Annotated in this window: 16 protein-coding genes; 7 read left to right on the top strand and 9 right to left on the bottom strand. The window is 48.5% G+C overall.

All coding sequences use genetic code 11. The annotated features are described in order from the left end of the window. Nucleotides 1-485: 485 nt before the first annotated feature. Nucleotides 486-902, top strand: a complete 417-nt coding sequence (locus tag ACOMHB_RS21680; RefSeq protein ID WP_448218172.1) for a hypothetical protein — start codon at nucleotides 486-488, stop codon at nucleotides 900-902. Then, on the top strand, nucleotides 896-2176 hold the full coding sequence (locus tag ACOMHB_RS21675) for an IS4 family transposase (protein ID WP_448218596.1): 1281 nt from the start codon (nucleotides 896-898) through the stop codon (nucleotides 2174-2176). Before ACOMHB_RS21680 ends, ACOMHB_RS21675 begins: the two co-directional genes overlap by 7 nt. 21 nt (nucleotides 2177-2197) lie before the next feature. Here the strand turns inward: ACOMHB_RS21675 and ACOMHB_RS21670 are convergent, their stop codons facing one another. Next, on the bottom strand, nucleotides 2198-3283 hold the full coding sequence (locus ACOMHB_RS21670; protein WP_448218589.1) for an IS630 family transposase: 1086 nt from the start codon (nucleotides 3281-3283) through the stop codon (nucleotides 2198-2200). Nucleotides 3284-3448: 165 nt separating this feature from the next. On the opposite strand from ACOMHB_RS21670, the gene ACOMHB_RS21665 reads away from it, so the two are divergent. Together ACOMHB_RS21665 and ACOMHB_RS21660 are read left to right on the top strand one after the other, a co-directional pair. Beyond that, complete coding sequence (locus ACOMHB_RS21665; protein WP_448218171.1) at nucleotides 3449-3739, top strand: WD40 repeat domain-containing protein; 291 nt, start codon at nucleotides 3449-3451, stop codon at nucleotides 3737-3739. A gap of 327 nt (nucleotides 3740-4066) precedes the next feature. Continuing rightward, the gene (locus ACOMHB_RS21660; protein WP_448218170.1) at nucleotides 4067-7090 is read left to right on the top strand and encodes a hypothetical protein; all 3024 of its coding nucleotides are present in this window, start codon (nucleotides 4067-4069) and stop codon (nucleotides 7088-7090) included. Between the two features lie 221 nt (nucleotides 7091-7311). Here ACOMHB_RS21660 and ACOMHB_RS21655 read toward each other — a convergent pair whose 3' ends face one another. The 3 genes from ACOMHB_RS21655 to ACOMHB_RS21645 all read right to left on the bottom strand — a co-directional run bounded on the left by ACOMHB_RS21655 (nucleotide 7312) and on the right by ACOMHB_RS21645 (nucleotide 8351). Beyond that, on the bottom strand, nucleotides 7312-7539 hold the full coding sequence (locus ACOMHB_RS21655; protein ID WP_448218662.1) for a penicillin acylase family protein: 228 nt from the start codon (nucleotides 7537-7539) through the stop codon (nucleotides 7312-7314). A gap of 81 nt (nucleotides 7540-7620) precedes the next feature. Then, entirely contained in the window at nucleotides 7621-8019 is a 399-nt protein-coding gene (locus ACOMHB_RS21650) for a penicillin acylase family protein (protein ID WP_448218169.1), read from the bottom strand. A 68-nt stretch (nucleotides 8020-8087) separates the two neighbouring features. Beyond that, entirely contained in the window at nucleotides 8088-8351 is a 264-nt protein-coding gene (locus ACOMHB_RS21645; protein ID WP_448218168.1) for a hypothetical protein, read from the bottom strand. A 176-nt stretch (nucleotides 8352-8527) separates the two neighbouring features. Here ACOMHB_RS21645 and ACOMHB_RS21640 point away from each other — a divergent pair, with 176 nt between their 5' ends. Both ACOMHB_RS21640 and ACOMHB_RS21635 read left to right on the top strand, forming a co-directional pair. After that, a complete protein-coding gene (locus ACOMHB_RS21640; protein ID WP_448218167.1) occupies nucleotides 8528-11308 on the top strand; it encodes a hypothetical protein in 2781 nt (926 codons plus the stop codon). A gap of 165 nt (nucleotides 11309-11473) precedes the next feature. Then, a complete protein-coding gene (locus ACOMHB_RS21635) occupies nucleotides 11474-12280 on the top strand; it encodes a PTS sugar transporter subunit IIA (protein ID WP_448218166.1) in 807 nt (268 codons plus the stop codon). A gap of 151 nt (nucleotides 12281-12431) precedes the next feature. Here the strand turns inward: ACOMHB_RS21635 and ACOMHB_RS21630 are convergent, their stop codons facing one another. Next, nucleotides 12432-12890 (bottom strand): hypothetical protein, encoded by a 459-nt coding sequence (locus ACOMHB_RS21630; RefSeq protein WP_317145220.1) that lies wholly within the window; start codon nucleotides 12888-12890, stop codon nucleotides 12432-12434. 278 nt (nucleotides 12891-13168) lie between these two features. Here ACOMHB_RS21630 and ACOMHB_RS21625 point away from each other — a divergent pair, with 278 nt between their 5' ends. Then, nucleotides 13169-14131 carry a LysR family transcriptional regulator gene (locus tag ACOMHB_RS21625; protein ID WP_422135180.1) on the top strand — a complete coding sequence of 321 codons (963 nt, stop codon included), beginning with the start codon at nucleotides 13169-13171 and terminating at the stop codon, nucleotides 14129-14131. 8 nt (nucleotides 14132-14139) lie between these two features. Here ACOMHB_RS21625 and ilvM read toward each other — a convergent pair whose 3' ends face one another. The 4 genes from ilvM to ACOMHB_RS21605 all read right to left on the bottom strand — a co-directional run bounded on the left by ilvM (nucleotide 14140) and on the right by ACOMHB_RS21605 (nucleotide 17872). After that, nucleotides 14140-14418, bottom strand: a complete 279-nt coding sequence (gene ilvM, locus ACOMHB_RS21620) for an acetolactate synthase 2 small subunit (protein WP_422135179.1) — start codon at nucleotides 14416-14418, stop codon at nucleotides 14140-14142. Beyond that, nucleotides 14415-16061: an acetolactate synthase 2 catalytic subunit gene (gene ilvG / locus ACOMHB_RS21615; RefSeq protein WP_448218165.1), complete on the bottom strand. Its 1647-nt coding sequence runs from the start codon at nucleotides 16059-16061 to the stop codon at nucleotides 14415-14417. The genes ilvM and ilvG overlap by 4 nt, the downstream gene beginning before the upstream one ends. Further along, the gene (locus tag ACOMHB_RS21610; protein WP_448218164.1) at nucleotides 16048-16254 is read right to left on the bottom strand and encodes a hypothetical protein; all 207 of its coding nucleotides are present in this window, start codon (nucleotides 16252-16254) and stop codon (nucleotides 16048-16050) included. Before ACOMHB_RS21610 ends, ilvG begins: the two co-directional genes overlap by 14 nt. A 334-nt stretch (nucleotides 16255-16588) precedes the next feature. Beyond that, the gene (locus ACOMHB_RS21605) at nucleotides 16589-17872 is read right to left on the bottom strand and encodes a BamA/TamA family outer membrane protein (RefSeq protein ID WP_448218163.1); all 1284 of its coding nucleotides are present in this window, start codon (nucleotides 17870-17872) and stop codon (nucleotides 16589-16591) included. Between the last annotated feature and the right edge of the window lie 76 nt (nucleotides 17873-17948).

The raw sequence follows: 17948 nt of genomic DNA, 5'->3' as shown, positions 1-17948 counted from the left end.
AAAGCGCTCTTTGTGGCGAGTAAGGCGCGATGGAAGTATAGCGTCTTAAGTACTCAACCATACGAAATCATATTTTCTGACTCATTGTTCAGGCACTCGCGGCAACTGCTCCTGCGTTGCTCTAGCTCCTGCATCCATGCAGTCGTGATGCGTTGCAACTCTGGTCACATAGCTTGCTATGTTCCCGTCGTTGCGCCTTGCAGAGCACCTGCCCAATAAGCCAGAAATATTCGATTCCGTATGGCTGAGTACTTATAAAAGATAGTTTAATCAAAGGGGTTTCCTTGTCTTTTTTTTGCGTCGAACTCACGTTTTTTAAGCAGATCATCAGCGTCCTGTCTTCTTGTTAGTTGCGCTTACATCAATGTTATGAACTTTTATCCTGAAGGCAACTCTGAGTTACCGAAGGACATCAATGTTGGATGATCTTCAAATCAATATCCTTGCAATCAAGGATAAAACTAACTTAATGAAAGGAACTTTATATGAATAACGTAAATACACCCGCCGCTGTTGGGGTTTCAACCTCAGACTTGACAAAACCTGTTCAGCCACAGAGCAAACAAACAGGTGCTGGTTTCGGATGGGTTATTACTAAAGCTGACCAGGGTGAACTTTTAAGTCATCAAGGTTTACAACAGGCAGGCTCCCAGCTTCAAGGTGACAGAGCCAGTGACCGCCGTGTGGTGACCATCAATACCGATGGCATAGCGAATATCTACAATCGGAAGGCCGATGGGTCATTTGCAAAAGAGGCTCTTAGGGTAGACATTAAGCTCAAAAAAGCTTCATTTCCAGCGGCAGAACTCACCTTGAACAGCCAAAATAAAGCTTCGCGAAAAGTATCAAGGCTGAACAAGATGAGTATCGCAAATAGTAGACTAGTTCAAAAAAACTGCTGACGTGTTTCGACCGGTCTGAACTTCTCAGTATGGCGGAACAGCTTGGTTTTACTATACGACAGCGAGATATCCGCCCCTTGGACTTTATCCTTTCACTGATTGATGCCCTTGCTGGTGATGGAAACTGCGATACTCAAGCCGATCTCCACCGTAAATTTAATGAGTTGACGGGGCTGAATGTCTCCTATCGTTCCTGGGCAAATCAAGCTAAAAAAGACGCGATGCCTGCTCTTGTCCTCTGGCTATGGGTGCAGTGTCTGGAAGTCTTTACCCGCAAAGTCATGGCGTTTGATGAGGACAGTCCATTTTCAGAGTTCGAGCACATTCTGATTCATGACGGCTCATCGCAGGCTGTCTACAATGCCCTAAAGGAAACATTTCCCGGCAGGTTCTCAACGGTCAGTCCTGCTGCTGTAGAACTTCATACGACAATGGATCTTCTTACCAACAATCTGGTGCGCGTGCAGCTCACTGAAGATACCCGTTCAGAAAGAGACTGTCTGCCACCACTGCCAACCTCCATGGCTAATATCCTGATGCTGATCGATGCCGGTTATTTTGAGTTGGAACGCTTTGCTGCCATTGATGATCGGGAAGGTTCTTTTATCTGCAAGGCACCTCAGAGTATCAACCCGACGATACTCAGCGCAGTACGGGAGGATGGCAAAAATCTGAATCGCTACAAAGGGAAAAAACTTAAGGAAGTGTTGTCTGGCTTCCCTAAAGATCAATGCCTCGACCTGGATGTAGAATGGCCAGGATTCAAAGCCTGGCCATATCGTTTGGTTGTCCGCTGGAATGACAGGAAACTGAAATGGGTATTCGTTGTAAGCAACCTTAACCGGGTTGAGTTCACCCTGAATGAAGTACTTCAGGCCTATCGTCTACGATGGCAAATAGAGCTTATCTTCAAAGAGATCAAGTCCTATTCAGGGTGGCATCGTTTTAACACTAAATCAGCGACACTGGTGTTTAGCCTGATTCTGATGTCCTTCGTGGTTGTGACGTTGAAAAGGTATCTTGCCCATGCTGCACAGGCGAACCTCTATGAAAGTGGAGCCATTGAAGAAATCTCGACGCATAAGGCGATGAAAAGTGGAACCCGACTGTTTGGTAATGTCATTTTATCCCTTATGAATGCAGGAAAGTCTCTGCTCTCACATACAAGGAAGCTGCTCAACTTCTGGGCAGATAATGCGAAACGTGAACACCCTGCACGAGATGGTTGTTCAGGGCGTACAAGATTAGGTCTTTGTGCTGTGGGTGGGGCTTAATGTCTACCTTAAGAAAAGAGGCTAGTGTAGTGCGTCGTTCTTTTTGCAACTTAACCGGCGATTAGCCCGAACGACTTTTTCTAAGATATCATTTGCCTTAGCAGTCCAGATAAACGGCTTTGGATTTTGATTATGCTTTTCAATATATTCATCAATCGCACTGACTAGCTGTGGCACACTGACAAACACACCACGGCGTAAACGCTGACTCGTGAGATCCCGAAAAAATCTCTCAACCATGTTTAACCATGATGCTGACGTTGGCGTAAAGTGCATATGAAAACGAGGATGTTTTTCCAGCCATTCTCGCACCTTCGGGTGTTTGTGAGTCGCATAGTTGTCGCAAATCAGGTGCAGCTCTTTGTCTTTTGCCGTTTCCCTATTTATCTGTTTAAGAAACTTCAACCATTCCACATGGGTATGACGCTGCTGGCACTGACCGATGACAGCACCATCAAGTACATTCAGTGCTGCAAAGAGAGTGGTTGTACCATGTCGTTTATAATCATGAGTCATTGTTGCGGCACGCCCTTTCTTCAACGGTAAGCCAGGCTGTGTTCGATCGAGTGCCTGAACCTGACTTTTTTCATCACAGCACAGCACCAACGCATGTTCAGGAGGAGACAGATAGAGTCCGACAATATCTTCAAGCTTCTCCACAAATTTCGGGTCTCGGGACACCTTGAATGTCTTTTCCAGGTGAGGCTTGAGGCCATATGCATGCCATATCCGGCGAACACTTCTCTCACTGATACCGCTAACAGCAGCCATAGTTCGGGTGCTCCAGTGAGTGGCATTTTCCGGAAGGGTGTTTGTGGTCAGACTCACAATCTCAGCAGCATCAATCTTCTTTTTACGGCCACTGCGAGCTCGATCCTGTTCAATCCCGGAGAAGCCTTCCTGAGCATATCGGTCACGCCAGCGGCTGACCTGATGACGACCGATCTTCAGTATTTGCGCAATCTCAAGATTGCTTTTTCCTTCTGCAGAGAGAAGAACAATCTGGGCACGGCGGGCCAAGCGAAGAGGGCAAGTATTTGATGAAGTAATCTTTCTGAGTCGTATTTCTTCAGAAGCATCAAGTATTATCTCTGTGGCAACTCGCATAGTAAAAACAGGCAGTGGTTGGAATAACATCCATAGTAGACCGTTAGGAGTCTTTATGTACTGTTAATTAGGTCGCACTACACTAGCATTGCCTCTAAAGGTCATATCAACTCAGCCACCTTAAGCGGCGATAAGCTCCATGTGGTCACTGTCAGCGACGATCACATGGCGGGAATTCATGACCTGGGGGCCGACGGAGCATGGGTAACCAAAACTGCCATTTCCCATGACGGGCCGATCACATTAGCAACCTTCAGCGCTGATGAAATGCATGTGGTGACTGCCAGTGACGATCACACGGCAAAAGTCTGTGACAAGATGGTCGACGGATCATGGGTAGAAAAAACCACCGTTCAACATGATGGGCCGGTCAATTTCGTAGACTTCATCGACGATGGCTTTCGCCTGGTGACCAGCAGTGAGAATGGAACGAGGCAAGTCACTGAGCTGAAGTGAAATGATTGATTGCCTGCGCTCACCCATGGTGTCAGGCAGTATTTCTTGACTACTCAGAACTGAATTCGATGCAAAGAATGCAGCAAGCCTCTGGTTAGCTATCTGAGAAGTGCAACCGAAAGACAGTTAAATCACAGGGGTCTGCCTTGTCTTTTTTTTTGCGTCGAACTCACCTTGATTAACACGACCCGCCGAGTGGGCAGGGATATACTCTGGTACTTTGACGCCACTGACAAACTCCCAGAACCTGCCGCAATTACCTGTTCTTAACTGTTTGTGCTCCAGAGACTTTGTTGGTGGGTCATGGTCATCAAAGGTGGGGCGAGATTGTCTGTTTCAAGCTCAGTGGCAATGTGGCGATATAAAAAAAACTCTCTGATCATGGATGATGATATGACAACTGGTGGCTCCAATCTACCTGTTAATGGCCCCGGGGGCAGGCAGCAAACAGTTCAAAATCAATCGCTACCTTCTACTCAACCAACCAAGGCTAAAATGGGGCCTCGGGATGTCTCTGTTGACGAAACCACCGACTCGCTATTGCAGGGGGAAGCAGGTCTGCACCTCCAATATGTGCCTATCCACAAACGGGATGTTGTCATTGAGAATGTGGAGGGAGGCTTCTGGGCCACCCTCCTGACAGGATTTTCCAAGTTAGCGATGAAGTTTATCCGAGCCGGAGTCGGTAAGACTGGCAACAGGGCCGATGATAATTTAAAGAGAAATGAACAGTTTGCCAACGAGAACAAAAAGAATCTGAAGAAATTACAGTATGAGATGAAATCCATTCAGACTGAACTGAAGGGATTGAGAAAAAAGCTTCCCCGTCTGGAAACTAAAAAGCAGGATAAATTTTCAAAACTCCAAGAAAGGCTTTTTGAATTAAGAGCTCAGCTGAGCAGGCTAGAGCGAAACTTAAATGAGATAGAGGAGACGAAGCCTCTCCTGAAAGTTTGGGGTACGGCGATCAGGAAAGAGACACAGGACTTCCTGAAGTTGATCGAAAAGCAAATGGGTCCCGGACTTAAACTGATACATGGGCTTCAAGAGGTCTTTGGGAAGTCCAAAAAAGGATTGCCTGCTGGCAAGGTTTATCACCTCAACCTGGGGAACCTGTCGACCACACTGTCCTCCGGTGCTGAGCTGAAGGTACAAAACATCGGTGTCTTTATTGAGCAGTGTTATATGTCTCCCACGCAAGAGCTGATATTGGATATTGCCGATATCAGGGCAGACTTATCGTCAATGGGGGCCAGTGGCGAGGTTGAGCCAATGACTTTGTCCGGAGGAATCAGTCTCAAACTGAAGCCACCGATCAGTGAACACTTGCGCAAGGTGTTGACCGAGAACATCGCGAAAGCTCCCATATATATTAATGCCATGAGCAAAGAGCTGAAGCCTGCCAATGTGGCTGATATGGCTGAAGTGTCGATTAAAAGCCTTCAGTTAGAAAAAAAAGATGGACAAACCCTTGCGCTGCAAGACGCTTCGTTTGCTCACTCGCTGCTTGATTTGATGATCCCGTTCATGTCAGGAAGCTCCGAGCTTCCTCTTGTTGCACTGGATCTTGAGAAGCAATGGAAGCATAAAGGGTTGGAAGTGGTTTGCGAAAGTTTGGACAAAGAAGAAAAAGAGCGCAAAGACGATCTTCATCAACTGCTGGAAGATATAGAAAGCCTGCCTGGGGGTGAAGCAAAAGACCAATGTCAACAATTGAGTCTTCAAGCGACCAAAGCTCTGAAAGCGGTAGAGGAACTGAGAGAAGTCAAAATCCGTGAGTTAACCCACAGCAAACAGTTAAGAAGCGTTCAGCAACAACGATCAAAGAATATTGACTCGTCATTTGATATGAACCGGGGGATGATCGATCTGGTCTACGGGCTGGCAGCTGTGGCTAATGGCAGCCCGACAGGCAGACAAAAGCATATTGCTATTCCGGGAATGAAGATTCCCGTATCGGATACCAGTTCTGTTGAATTGAGCCAGCTTAAGGTCAACGTGTCTGATTTTTCTTTCAGTCCATCCGGTGTCGCGGAGCTGACTATTCCCGAAATGGCCAGCCATATCACTCTTCAGAATGAAGTGACGGGAGAGAAAAAGTCGGTACCGGTCATCGTTAGAGGTGCATCGATCAAAATTCAGCCACCCTTTGGACCTCTGGTGAAGGAACTGTTGCAGCTGAAGTTTCCAGTGGACTCCAAAACGCTGAAAAAAGTCGTTCTGCCCATTTATAGGGAGGCGGAGAAAAAGAAGCGCTCGGGTGGGACTAAAACCTCCGATTATTTAGAGATTGATCTGGGGAAGGTTGCCTGCCTGACCCGCGAGGGAGAGGTGGCTTTCTCAGGAGAGGAAGCTAGCCCGTATCAGCAGCACAGGCAGACGTTTGTCGAGAAAACCGGAGAACTTCTCTCGGCGAATGTTGATGCCGAGGCTATGGCGTCAGCACTGGCATCGGCAGGTTTAACCAAAGAGTCTCAGCAGAAAGTCTGGAAGCTTTGTGAGGAAGGTGTTTTTGCTGACAGTGCTGTTTTTGCACCTGAAAAACTGGAACATCTGGTCTTGCCATTTTCTGGACAAGAGCCACCAATCCCACGGACTTCCCCACTGCCGGAGCAAGAGGTCACTCAGAGTTCGGAAGTGACCACCCCTGTTCCAGAGACTGAGCCACCAGAGAATACAACCCCAAATGCTGAGATCTCAGAGTCTGAATCTGTTTTAACCACTCCATCAGGCACAGCGGCGGTAAATCCTGAGTCTCCCTGGAAGGTAACGGTGGATGCTTCCGTCGCTGAGCCGGAAAGGCTTCAGTCAATCCTGGTGAATGCTCGAAAAAACCGGGCAGTTACTCCATCCTCATCATCGTTACCCGAAGAAGTCAAACCATCCGAAGTGGCAAACGCAGCGACCAATCGGCACCTGTCCCGGGCCTCAGTTAAACCTGCCACAGAAAAACCACCAGAAGGTTTAAAGTTCAAAGACCTGGACGAGTGCATCGGAGTGATTAATCCAAGGTTCCGGACAGAAAAAGGAAAAAGAGTCGCTGATTTTGAAATGCGTATTGCTCCTTGGAGTTTGATGAAAAAGCTGTCCTGGTGGATGGGCTTTTTCCTCGGCAAAAAAGAGGTGGCTGTAGAGGTAACTCTGCCGATTGACCGAAAAAGTTCAGAATTGCAACTGCAGTCACCTTTTGTTCAATTGAAGAAGCGAACTTCCTTAAACCCGGCTGTTTGGTTGGCGACTTTTCTGGTTAATCGCAGGCTCAGGAAGCAGCATTATCAGCTGGAGCTGGACCATGTTGAGCGACAGAAGCGTTTGAATCTTGTTCAAAAGTCTCGGGTTAGGCCTGGGTGATGCCGGGAGTCCGGAACGCGGGGCAGAGCAGAAAGCACAGGGATATATGGCAAACCTGACTAACTGGTTTGTAGAATGGGTGAGTGAAAATCAAGTGAAGGCATTTCTCAGAGTGTCGCACCAGACAACTGAGATGTGTTGGTCGTATAACTGAACGGACATTAGGTCAATAAAAAACGCTCAAGCCAGCCTTGAGCGTTTTTGGCAAGTGCAATTAAGCCTCACTGCTTTTGGGTGTTTAACTCCAATGTCGATACCAAACCCAAGGCAATCTCATCTTCGCTATAAAGCAGAGGTCTGAGCCCCTGACCTGATGAGTAAAGCTGAGTTTGATCTGTATACTCAGGGCGCAACATATTGTTCGTTTGCGAGTAGGTTAATATGCCTTTAGCCTTCGGGCCGGAATCCGTAAAGCTCACCACATACATCCAGCTTGAGCCAAAACGAATAGGATATCCCTCGGTGGTTAACCCGGAAGGTAAGGTGTCACCACTGACGACACGTAACCGAAGTTGACCACGCTCTTCCCCTTACATAGGTGAGAAATTTTCCAGTGGCTGGGCAAGGTTAGTTGACCAATGTGAGTCATTAGAGTTTTGCACAAAATCACTGCGCAGCAACTTGGGTGAGCGCTCATAGGGCGTTGAACCATCAAAGGCAAAGAATGAGTTATCACCTGGCAGTACGGTAAAGCCCGCCTGTTCACGCAGGGCATTTAACTCTGGTGAGGTGCGCAGTGTCGCCACTGCCGCCTCACAAAGCCCGGGGACTGCAGAGTCATCAATGTAAAAAGCGTTGCCCTCTTTGTCGGCATACATGGTGTTGTTAAAAATCAAGCCATCATAATCGACAAAGGTTTGTTGGAACTCTTTTAAATTGTTGGCGCGGTTCATCGCCAGCCAGTGATCAATGGGATCTGTGTTGCCCATATTCACATCCTGGATCATAAAGGCTTTGCCATCGTCCCAGCCAAAAGGGGCCGATCCTGGCGGTGCCTCTAACAGCGGGCGTCAGGCTCAGATGTGGTGATCTGCGCCATGCTGGTTGCTAACTGCTGCTTTAAGCTCTGGTTAAAAGCCGTCACGCTTGAGCTGGTGCTCGCCGGACGCGGCAAGTATTCATCTCCATCGCCAGGGTTGGCATAGAAAATTAAGTCCAGGAAGTTAGCGGCTCCTAGCGCAACTCCAATAGCCAACTTAAGTTTGTGAAATTGCATATTATTATTATTGTTTCTTGTTATTTTTACATCTTGCTGCATCACTTTTGGCGATGCGCAACCACGCTAACACGTTAGCGAAAACATGCAGACCCGCCGCAATCGGTCGTTGAGCTGAGTCTGTGCATGTCAGGCTTTTTAAATTGTTACACTAACGTTACAGGCGTATTAAACCAGTGTTTCAGACACTCGCCTACCAGGGAAATGGTTAATAAAAGGTAATGAAATTAGGCAATAAAGTAACCGGCAGAAAGCCCCTGTATCAGCCTCCGTCTTCGGACTTGGATAATGAGGTTCAGGGGGTTCGCAAGGAAGACACAACCCGCAAACAGATCCTGTCTCGTTCAGAATATCAACCTTTCCGATCACTGGCTGAAAGAGGAATAGAGACAGTCCAGGTTAAACCCGGCCTGTTGACCCGTGCGCTCAGTTCACTGTCGTCCAGTTTTATCTCTTTTTTCAGCTCTGCCATTTCATCGGTTACCGGTGCCACTCAGAAAGAGTTTCGCAATTTAATCAATGATGAGCTTGAGAATCAGGAGTCATTCAAGCGGGATATCGAAGACTTGGAGCACAGTCTGAAGCTTGCTGAGGAGTCACTGCAAAGGCTACGCAAAAGTATCGAGGTCCTGACGCCTGAGCAGATGAATCACTACATTATTCTGGTTAAAAAGCAACTGAGCATAAAGGCACAGCTGGTTCTCAAAAAGGCTTATTTAACAAGATCCGCTGAACAGGTGCGTTCTTATGGGCAGTCGCTTCCAGTCAGTAAAAGAAAACTTGAGCAGAGTATGAAGGTGCTGGAAGAGAATATTTCAACCGGTATCCAAGCCCTTGCACTAATGAAAGATGTTTTCAAAAGAAACAAGAAGGACAAGCATCGAGGAAAGGTGTTTGAGATGCGTCTGGGTGATGTGAAAGTGACCGATCCTGACCGTTATGACATTCAGGTTAAAAATCTGGTCCTTAATACCAGTCGTTTCTGTTTTGAGAAGGGGCAGTTGGAGCTGGAAGTACCCGAAATCTCTGCCGATTGCTTTTCCCTGGAAGAAGATAAAGCGGTTGGCCCCATCAAAATAAAGGGGAGCTGTCGTGTTTGTATTGGCGAACCCCTTGCCGAGCCACTGAACCACTTATTGACCTGTAGAAAGACAGAGACTTTCAGCGCCTACAAAAAATGCTCTGAGGCCTTTGGAGCTCTCTATGCAGAGACATCAGGATCGGATGCAAAAAGGCATCTGGGTGATGTTATTCAATGCTCGGTTGATGGCTTGGAAACGGAAGAGAGAGGGGTGAAGTCAGACCTGTTCATGCAAGCGATGGGAGAAGCGGTCATCCGATTATTTGCTCCGATGGTGACGACCTGGAAAAAAGAGCTGGGTGCTGACAGTCTTAAAAAGTCCAGAGAGCGGGAAGATGGCTTTGCTGTAAAAGCCAATGCTACGGTCGGTCTGTATCAGTCAAGAGAAAAGACGGTAAAGATGCTGGAAGAAGATCTTCCGGGGATGAAGGAAAGCAAGGAGAAAAAGGCTTGCCAGGTCATGTTGACCTCTTGCCGGAAAGATCTGCAACGCGCCCGGAAATTGCTTCAGCAGAGGCAAGAAGAGTTGTCGAAGCAGAAACAGCGGACTGCGGCTATGATGTATCGCGAAGCCAATGCTGGCCAATCCATCCATTCTTACCAAAATGCCCTGAAGCTCTTTCATACCTTAAGAGGACTTGCCAAAAAGCAGGCATCAGACCCTTCTACCTCTGCATCAATGGGTTTTGGTGAGCAGCGCATCGACTTTACAGACACAGCCCATGGCGAGTTATCTTCCGCCTCTCTGAAGTTTTCCGGATTCCGTCTGGGTGAGGATAGTGTGCTGGCAATCAAAGTGCCCGATGTCGTCCTGAACCTGGGGCTGGTCAACGAAGTGTCAGGTATCCGTGAAGCGTTTCCCGTCAGCTTGAAAGATGTCTCTGTGAAAGTGAATCCGCCAATGGGAGAGATTGTTCACCAATTACTGCAACTGGACTTTCCTCTTGAGTTTCGGAAACTGGAACGGTTATGGAAACAGTATCAGGCTTGTACCTCTGAACATTACAGCTCCATTGGTACCCATAATCCTCTTGGTATCGCCAGTTATCTTTCTGTCGACCTGGGCAGCGTGGCCTGTCTGGCTGCCGGAGATGTTCGTGTCGAAGCCGGAGAGCGCTCGGTTGCAGATAAGGAGTGGGTGGCCCTTGCTATCTCTGATCTGATGGGCAAGCCGCACAGGGTCAGTGAACTGGATCAGCTGTTCCAGGAAAAAATGGGTATGAATCCTCAGTCGTCCAATCAGATCATGAACCTGCTTTGCCTGGGCTTGCTGGGTGAACCGGAACCGCTTTCTGCTCCGGACGAACAGAAAGAACTATCGACCCATGAGATACCGTCATCCTTTCCCAAAGAGATTGAAGTGACTCCTGTAATCAATGAAAAGGCTGACATCAGCACCGGGTTGCCTCCTCAAATACCCGAAGAAATACAGGCTCCTCTTACCGAAAGTCCCGTGAGTCATAGCAATATAAAGTCAGAACCTGAACGCAAGGAGCGAGCGTTCAGCACACTTCAGGAAAACCCTGAAAAAGCAGCACTGTCGAGGACAGAGATTTATTTGGGTGATCTAAGCCATTGTCCAGAAGTCAGTCAGATGAAATTAGCGGTCAAGGGGGATACACCGCAAGTGAGTTTTGCTCTGAAAGTACCTGCCCTCAAGGTGCTTGGGAAGTTGCCTTTGCTGTTTAGCTGGCTGTTGGGATCAGACCTGGCTCTATCTGTTCAGGCTCCCCTGAAAGAGGATATTGTTCAGTTCAGGCAACCCTTCATTAAGGTTCGTGGTGCCAGAGTACCTCTACTGGGTCCCTGGCTGGCCAATTTCTGGTTAAAACGCGCAATGGCCAGAGGCCAGTTAGCAATTAACACCCATCAGGTTGAAGGGCAGGCGGGCCTGCAATTGCTGAGAGTTGACTCAGCCTGACGTCAGGATTTGTACCTCGATAGTGAATTCTGTCCCGACCCGGTCTACCTTGGTAGAGGCGTTGACTATAAAAACTCTGACCGGAAGGATAACTGGCTATAAATGCCCTTTTGCGTTTCGGCTATAGTATGTTGGCTGGGACGGTTTAGTGCGGTTCTTTCACTGATGTTAAAACTCGAAAAAAGGCAGATATTTTTACAGCAGGAAGCCGATAGCAAGCAGGAGGCTTTGCAATTAGCTGGCAAAAAAATGCTGGAAACCGGTTTGGTTTCAGCTGAATACCTTCCGGGTATCCACGCCCGGGAGAGCCTTGCTTCCACATTTCTGGATAACGGTATCGCTATACCTCATGGCATGCCAGAACTTCGCCACGCCATTAAGAGAACGGGCGTAGTTGTCATTCAGTTTCCTGAAGGTGTTGAATGGGGCGTGAATCAACCTGTTTTTCTGGCCTTTGGTATAGCTGCCCACTGCCATGAACACCTCAGGATACTGGGTGGTCTGACCCGTGTTCTGGACAATCGACCTCTCTGTCATTATCTGGCCCGTACCCGTGAGCCTCAAATAATTGTCGATGCACTCGAGGGCAAACCATTACCGGGGCTGGGCAATCTCAGCGAATGGCAAAAGGCTTACTTGAGCCAGAGCCAGAGGGAAACCTGTAAGAGAGGCTGGGTCAGTCGTACATCCACGAAAAGCAATGAGCTGACCAGAGAGTATCTTATCCACAACATTAATGGTCTACATGCCCGGTGCGGCAGTGCCTTTATTGCTGCCCTGACGCACTATGATGCCCGTGTTTATGTCCGCAATGTCAGTAAGAATGGTGACTATGTCAATGGAAGAAGTCTGGTCAAACTGTTGGGTCTTGAGCTGGTCTGTGGTGAGACTCTGGGTATCAGACTTTCTGGTCTTCACGCATTTGATGCGTTAAAGCGTCTTGATCAGTTGTTTCAGAAGAGTTTTTTTTGATCTGGGTCTGGCGCGCTTTTGAGTTCAGTCCGAAAGGCTCCCAAAGTAAAAAGCGCCCTTGAACGGGCGCTTTTGCAAATTCTATCTGGAGCTCAGGCCTCCAGGAAGTTGTTAGTTTCATCTACCTCAGTGATGAACATAAAGTATCCGGTTAATGACGGGTTTCACTGGCTGGCATTATGTTCGGGTGATCAAGCCATTCTTCAGGGCTCTCATCAATAGAGTCCACTGCTTCGGCTTCGTTCAGCTCCCCACGGGTTGCCAGCACTGCCAGATCCTTGGCAAAGCTCTGTAATAGATCGATCACTTCCTCCCTGTCAGGATCGAGGCTTTCATCAAAAGTGATATTAAAGAGAGGATTATCATGTTCATACTCCTCTCCCTTGCGCATGAGCGTCATTTGAAGTCCGGGGTTCTCATAGTCCGCGACTTCGGCCAACTTGAAGGTAACAGATTGAGCTTCCCTGAGAACAGACAGCAACTTCAGGGCTTCTGCAGCGCTGATATCGCCTGCATCCACACAGGCTTCAACATACTCTCTGGCTGATAACCCCGAGTCCAGGTAGTTGTCTACCAGATCCTGCAGTTCTTTGTACTTGTTATGGTTCATGGACCCTCCTTAACTGCGCTTTCAGTAATGCCTGTAAACGAGTGCACAATTCCAGTGTACCTGATTGCGGATCAAATGAAAGGTTAAATAAGTATTTGTACTTTTGCGAATTTCGGGTGTTACCTAAAGGCATCAAGTAGATCTTCTAACAGTTGATTTAAGGTGATACATTTGGCCACCATAGCTTTCATGAAAGGTTTTCTGAAAGGTTTTTTTTATTCGTAATGTAGGGCTGTTTGGCCATACTTTTATTTTCTATCAATCCTTCTGCTGTATCTATGAACCTTTCCAGACTGAATCTGAACCTGCTGCCCGGCCTGAAAGCCCTGCTGGACACCCAGAGTGTTTCCAAAGCAGCGCAGATGATGTGTGTTACCCAGTCTGCCATGAGTCGAACTCTGGCCCAGTTGCGGGAAGCATTGAATGATCCGATTCTGGTGAGAAAAGGCAATCGGATTTTTTTGTCCGAGAAAGCTACGTCACTGCATGAAGATGTGAACAGAGTGGTCACGGAAGCGAGCAGTATTTTTGAAAACCAGCAATTTTATATTGCGACTACCCAGCGACATTTCCGGATTGCTTCGGGGCACACGGTGCTGGAGCGAATTCTGCCAGAAGTACTGCAAAAAATATGGGCGGTGGCACCCGGGCTGACCTTTGAATTGCAAGCCATCAATCCCGCTGTTGATGTTGCAGCCGGAAAGTTGGATCTGTCCATTGGTTATATGGGCGTTCGGGAAGAAGGATTATCCAGCTTTTCACTGATGAAAGATCGGATGTGCCTGATTCTCTGTGAAAACCATCCCTTGGCCCATGAGTCTTTTTCAGAAGAGGCTCTGAAGTCTTTTTCCTTTGTGGTACAACGGGACAATATCAATCTGCATCAACAGAGCGAGATCAACCATTTCCTGAGCAAGGTGCAGGTGAAAACCTGGTCACCCGGTCTTTCGATCAGTCTGGCGTTAATCAAGGGAACAGACTGTGTGCTCATGGCTCCGGCTTCACTGTCCATGTTCCTGGACGATCTGTCAGGCTATGTGATCCGTGATTGCCCAAAAATTATCCCGGAAGTCAGCTTCGATATTGTCTGGCCAGAGTATTGGGAGATGAACAGGGCGCATCGTTGGATGAGGGAGTTCATCAGTGATGCATTGCTGGAACATATCCGGAGCAAAGAGCTGTATATGTTTGCCAATGAGTCAGAAGAAAGTCGGAAAAGGCCAGGTGCACGCCTTTCCTGACCCTGTTCTCAAATGATACTTTCCCGGGCGATTGCTTCCGTTGTCGGGGGCTGGCACACCTGAAGAACATCATATAGCTTTTCTATCTGACGGGTGAGCATCTCAACAGGTCGCTCACCGGAGACATCAAGTGCAGCAGAAACCATTTTCCCACACTCGGAGCTGCTCATGGATAGGCTCTCGAGATCAAATCCCCGGTGTCTGATTACCCGCAGGAGTCTCTCCATCACCTCTGGTTTTTTATGACACTGGATGGTCAGAGAGTAGTGGGTTTTGGAATCGCTCATGCTCTTGCCTCCATCATTTCGTGGTTGGCGGCGCCGGGTGGCACCAGGGGCCAGACGTTTTCTCGCTCATCAATACAGACATGAAGCATTCTTGGTCCCGGAGCCAGGAGCATTTCTTCCAGGGCCGGGAGCACTTCATGTCGTTCGGTAATCATTCTGCCTTCAATGCCAAATGCATTGGCCAGCGTAACAAAATCAGGATTGTCCGAAAGGTCAGTTTCACTGTAGCGCTGGTCAAAGAAGAGTTCCTGCCATTGCTTCACCATGCCCAGCCGCTGGTTGTCGAGTAAGACAATTTTGACGGGGAGCTGTTTTCTTTTGATCGAAGCCAGCTCCTGCACATTCATCATGAAAGAGCCATCTCCGGAAACCAGTATCACATCGTCTTCCGGTCTTGAAATGGCCGCGCCTATCGCTGCCGGCAGACCAAAGCCCATGGTGCCAAGCCCGGCACTGGAGAGATGGTTGTTAGGATGAGAGAAGCTCATGTGCTGGGCTACCCACATCTGGTGCTGACCCACATCACAACTGATGACAGAATTCTCGCGGGAGGCTTCAGATAACTGTTTCAGAAGCAGAGGCGCAAAGATATCCTTACCGGGTTTGTCATAAACCCACTGGCTGGCAGCGCGGCTGGCTATACAGTGTTGTAACCAGTCACCCTTTTCTAAGGCGATGGTCAGGCTTTTGAGATTCTTCTTTAAGCAACCACCGAGGCTGACATCAGCCAGGCGACGCTTACCAAATTCTGCCGGGTCAATATCGAGATGGATGACTTTCGCATCGGGTGCAAAGCTCTCAAGCCTGCCTGTGACCCGGTCATCAAAGCGGGCTCCGATGGCTATCAGCAAGTCGCATTCCTGCACTGCCAGATTGGCAGCCCGGGTTCCATGCATACCTAGCATACCAAGGTAGCCCTGATCCTCAGGACAAACCGCTCCGATACCTTTCAAAGTACAAACACTGGGAAGACAGGTTTCTGTCAGGAATGTTCTGAGTTCGTTTACCGCATCAGCCATGCCTGCTCCACCACCGATATAAGCAAGAGGCTTGTTGCTCTTGCGGAGCAATGAGAGGGCTGTATCAATTTTGTCATAACTTTCGGCAGCTCTCTCTTCTATCACGTTGAGCGGTGGTGCATAGTGAGCTTCTGCTTGCTGAATATCTTTTGGCAGGTCAACCAGAACAGGACCCGGGCGGCCAGATTGAGCCAGATCGAAAGCTTTGTTCAGGGTTTCGCAGATATCATTCGGGTCTGTCACCAGAAAGCTGTGCTTGGTGCAACCCAGTGTCATACCCAGAATATCGATTTCCTGGAAGGCATCCGTTCCCATCATGGCAACAGGCACCTGGCCTGTAATGGCTACCAGGGGGATGGAGTCCAGCATGGCGTCAGATAAAGCGGTGATCAGGTTGGTTGCGCCAGGACCGGAAGTAGCAATACAGACTCCGGTTTTGCCACTGGCTCTGGCATAGCCAATAGCAGCGAAAGCGGCTCCCTGTTCATGTCTGCAAAGAAGGTGCTCAATATTGGAATCCAGAAGGGCGTCATACACTGGCATAATTGTGCCACCGGGATAACCGAAAACATGCCGGACTCCGCGTTGGGTAAGATTTCTTACCAGTACATTAGCGCCGTTCATGGGGTTGACCTCGCCCGGGATGAACTTCAGACTTGATGCGAACAGGCTTGCCAGTGTTCAACTCAAACCATTGCTGCGCAGAGAAAAAAACGGCAACAGGGAGGATAATCAGCAGCAGTTCAGGAAGGCTGATGACTGCCACAGTGGCCAGACTCAGAATAGTAATAATCAGTTTGTTGTTTACGTTTAGCATGGTTCTATCCTCTCTGTTTGGAGTTTTTATCTTGTTTATACTTGCCGGGTTTTCAGGCCCCAAATACGAAAAAACCCCCCGAACCTTTCGGTGCGGGGGGTTCCTCGAAACTCTGATCTGTCAGCCAACAGACCCCCGCGCAGAGATGTTAATCACCACGACTGGTAGCAGAATGATGTTGCTTATGGGGTTGGTTTTCATGGCTGACAAATACATATCAAGTTATTTAACGTGTCGTCAGGTATAACACACGCAGTCAGCATCTGCCAGAAAAAATTAAAATCTCGGGAAGGTAGCAGAGCCAGTGAGGCAGGGTTTCCTCACTGGTAAATCCTCAGAAAGGCTGGTTAATAAAGATGCGAAGCCGGTTGTCTTCTTTGCTGCTGGCGATTTCAGTTCTTACAGTGACACCTTCCACCTTAAAGCGGATACCACCGCCCACGCTGTATTTCATATCGGTGTGAAGTTCTCTCAGGTCGAAGTCGTCAGCAACGCGGCCAGCATCAACAAACAGGGTCCATTGCCACCAGGGAATATCGTACAGAGGTCCGATGACAGCTAGATTCTCAAGTGGCTGCCAGAGAGGAACTGCCCGGTACTCCAGACTATAAGACACTGCTGATCGGCCATGAAAACGCTCAGTGTTGTAACCTCTCAGCTTATCCCAGCCGCCCAGAGAGACTCCGGCAAAAGAAGGGGGGCGCTTGTACTCCTCTACGCCGTTGACATCGGTAGTGTCGTTCCAGGTAGGCGTATCAGCCAGCCAGGCGTTCAAGGCGATGACCTGCTGGTCAAGATAGTCATTGCTACCCAGGTTAAAGAACTTGCTGAACTCAAATTGCCAGGTTGTCCAGTCGGCACGGCTTTCGCTACCCCAGTCCCTGGTGTAGGTGAAGGTTGTCTGACTGCCCCGGGTCGGCAATTGACTGGCGTTACGATTGTCATAATCCAGAGTAAGCCTGATACCGGCAGCTTCGTCTGCAGAATCTGTCGAGTGGTCTTCAAGTTTCACACTTTCGTAAAAAGGCTGAATGTCGAAAGAGCTGATACCGGATATCAGAGGGTTCCAGACTTTACCCGCAGCGGCATTGCCCAGTGCATCCTGTTTCAGGCTGGACAGTGCACCGTTTCGACCTTCTGCAATAGGAAAAATGTATTTGAAACGGGCTGAATAGCTTTGTTCAATAGTGCCAGGGGTTATGAAGTTTTCCTTACTCGACTCATTGCTGCCGGGTTGCTCTCCGGAAAAGTCAGGATTGCCGGGCAAATAATATCTGGACTGTGTGTAATCACCATAAAGCCCATTGACACTCACCAGCATCTGATCAAAACCGGGAATGATGAGATTATAAAGACCGGCATAGGCCATCGCGGAACCATTGCTGGAGGCAATGGCGGTTCCGAACAGAGAGGCCTGTGGTTGTCCAATGCCTTTGATAAGTCCGGCACCACCCAAGGCGGTGCCCCAGTCTTCAGAACTGAACAGGAAGGGGACTCCGGCAAAATCGAATTCTTCACCTGCAGGCGTCGCAGCAAACGCGCTTTGAAGCCCGGCAGTCAAGAGTAAAGAAGCTCCAACAAGCTTTGTTTTTTGTCCGCGTTGGGTATTGTTGCGCATTGTGTGTGCAGCAGATCCTTAAGGTAATGCGCTATTTTCTAATTGGTTCCAACGTTCTGGAATAAGAGGTTGTGCC

This window comes from Endozoicomonas sp. 2B-B (assembly GCF_053470045.1).
Note: the sequence above shows the minus strand (reverse complement) of the source record. Positions and strands in the feature narration are given on the sequence as shown.

Coding starts and splice junctions, on each gene's coding strand:
- ACOMHB_RS21680 (WP_448218172.1), top strand. CDS start 486: ATGAATAACGTAAATACACCCGCCGCTGTTGGGGTTTCAACCTCAGAC.
- ACOMHB_RS21670 (WP_448218589.1), bottom strand. CDS start 3,283: ATGCGAGTTGCCACAGAGATAATACTTGATGCTTCTGAAGAAATACGA.
- ACOMHB_RS21665 (WP_448218171.1), top strand. CDS start 3,449: ATGGCGGGAATTCATGACCTGGGGGCCGACGGAGCATGGGTAACCAAA.
- ACOMHB_RS21650 (WP_448218169.1), bottom strand. CDS start 8,019: ATGGGCAACACAGATCCCATTGATCACTGGCTGGCGATGAACCGCGCC.
- ACOMHB_RS21640 (WP_448218167.1), top strand. CDS start 8,528: ATGAAATTAGGCAATAAAGTAACCGGCAGAAAGCCCCTGTATCAGCCT.
- ACOMHB_RS21635 (WP_448218166.1), top strand. CDS start 11,474: ATGTTAAAACTCGAAAAAAGGCAGATATTTTTACAGCAGGAAGCCGAT.
- ACOMHB_RS21630 (WP_317145220.1), bottom strand. CDS start 12,890: ATGAACCATAACAAGTACAAAGAACTGCAGGATCTGGTAGACAACTAC.
- ACOMHB_RS21625 (WP_422135180.1), top strand. CDS start 13,169: ATGAACCTTTCCAGACTGAATCTGAACCTGCTGCCCGGCCTGAAAGCC.
- ilvM (WP_422135179.1), bottom strand. CDS start 14,418: ATGAGCGATTCCAAAACCCACTACTCTCTGACCATCCAGTGTCATAAA.
- ilvG (WP_448218165.1), bottom strand. CDS start 16,061: ATGAACGGCGCTAATGTACTGGTAAGAAATCTTACCCAACGCGGAGTC.
- ACOMHB_RS21610 (WP_448218164.1), bottom strand. CDS start 16,254: ATGCTAAACGTAAACAACAAACTGATTATTACTATTCTGAGTCTGGCC.
- ACOMHB_RS21605 (WP_448218163.1), bottom strand. CDS start 17,872: ATGCGCAACAATACCCAACGCGGACAAAAAACAAAGCTTGTTGGAGCT.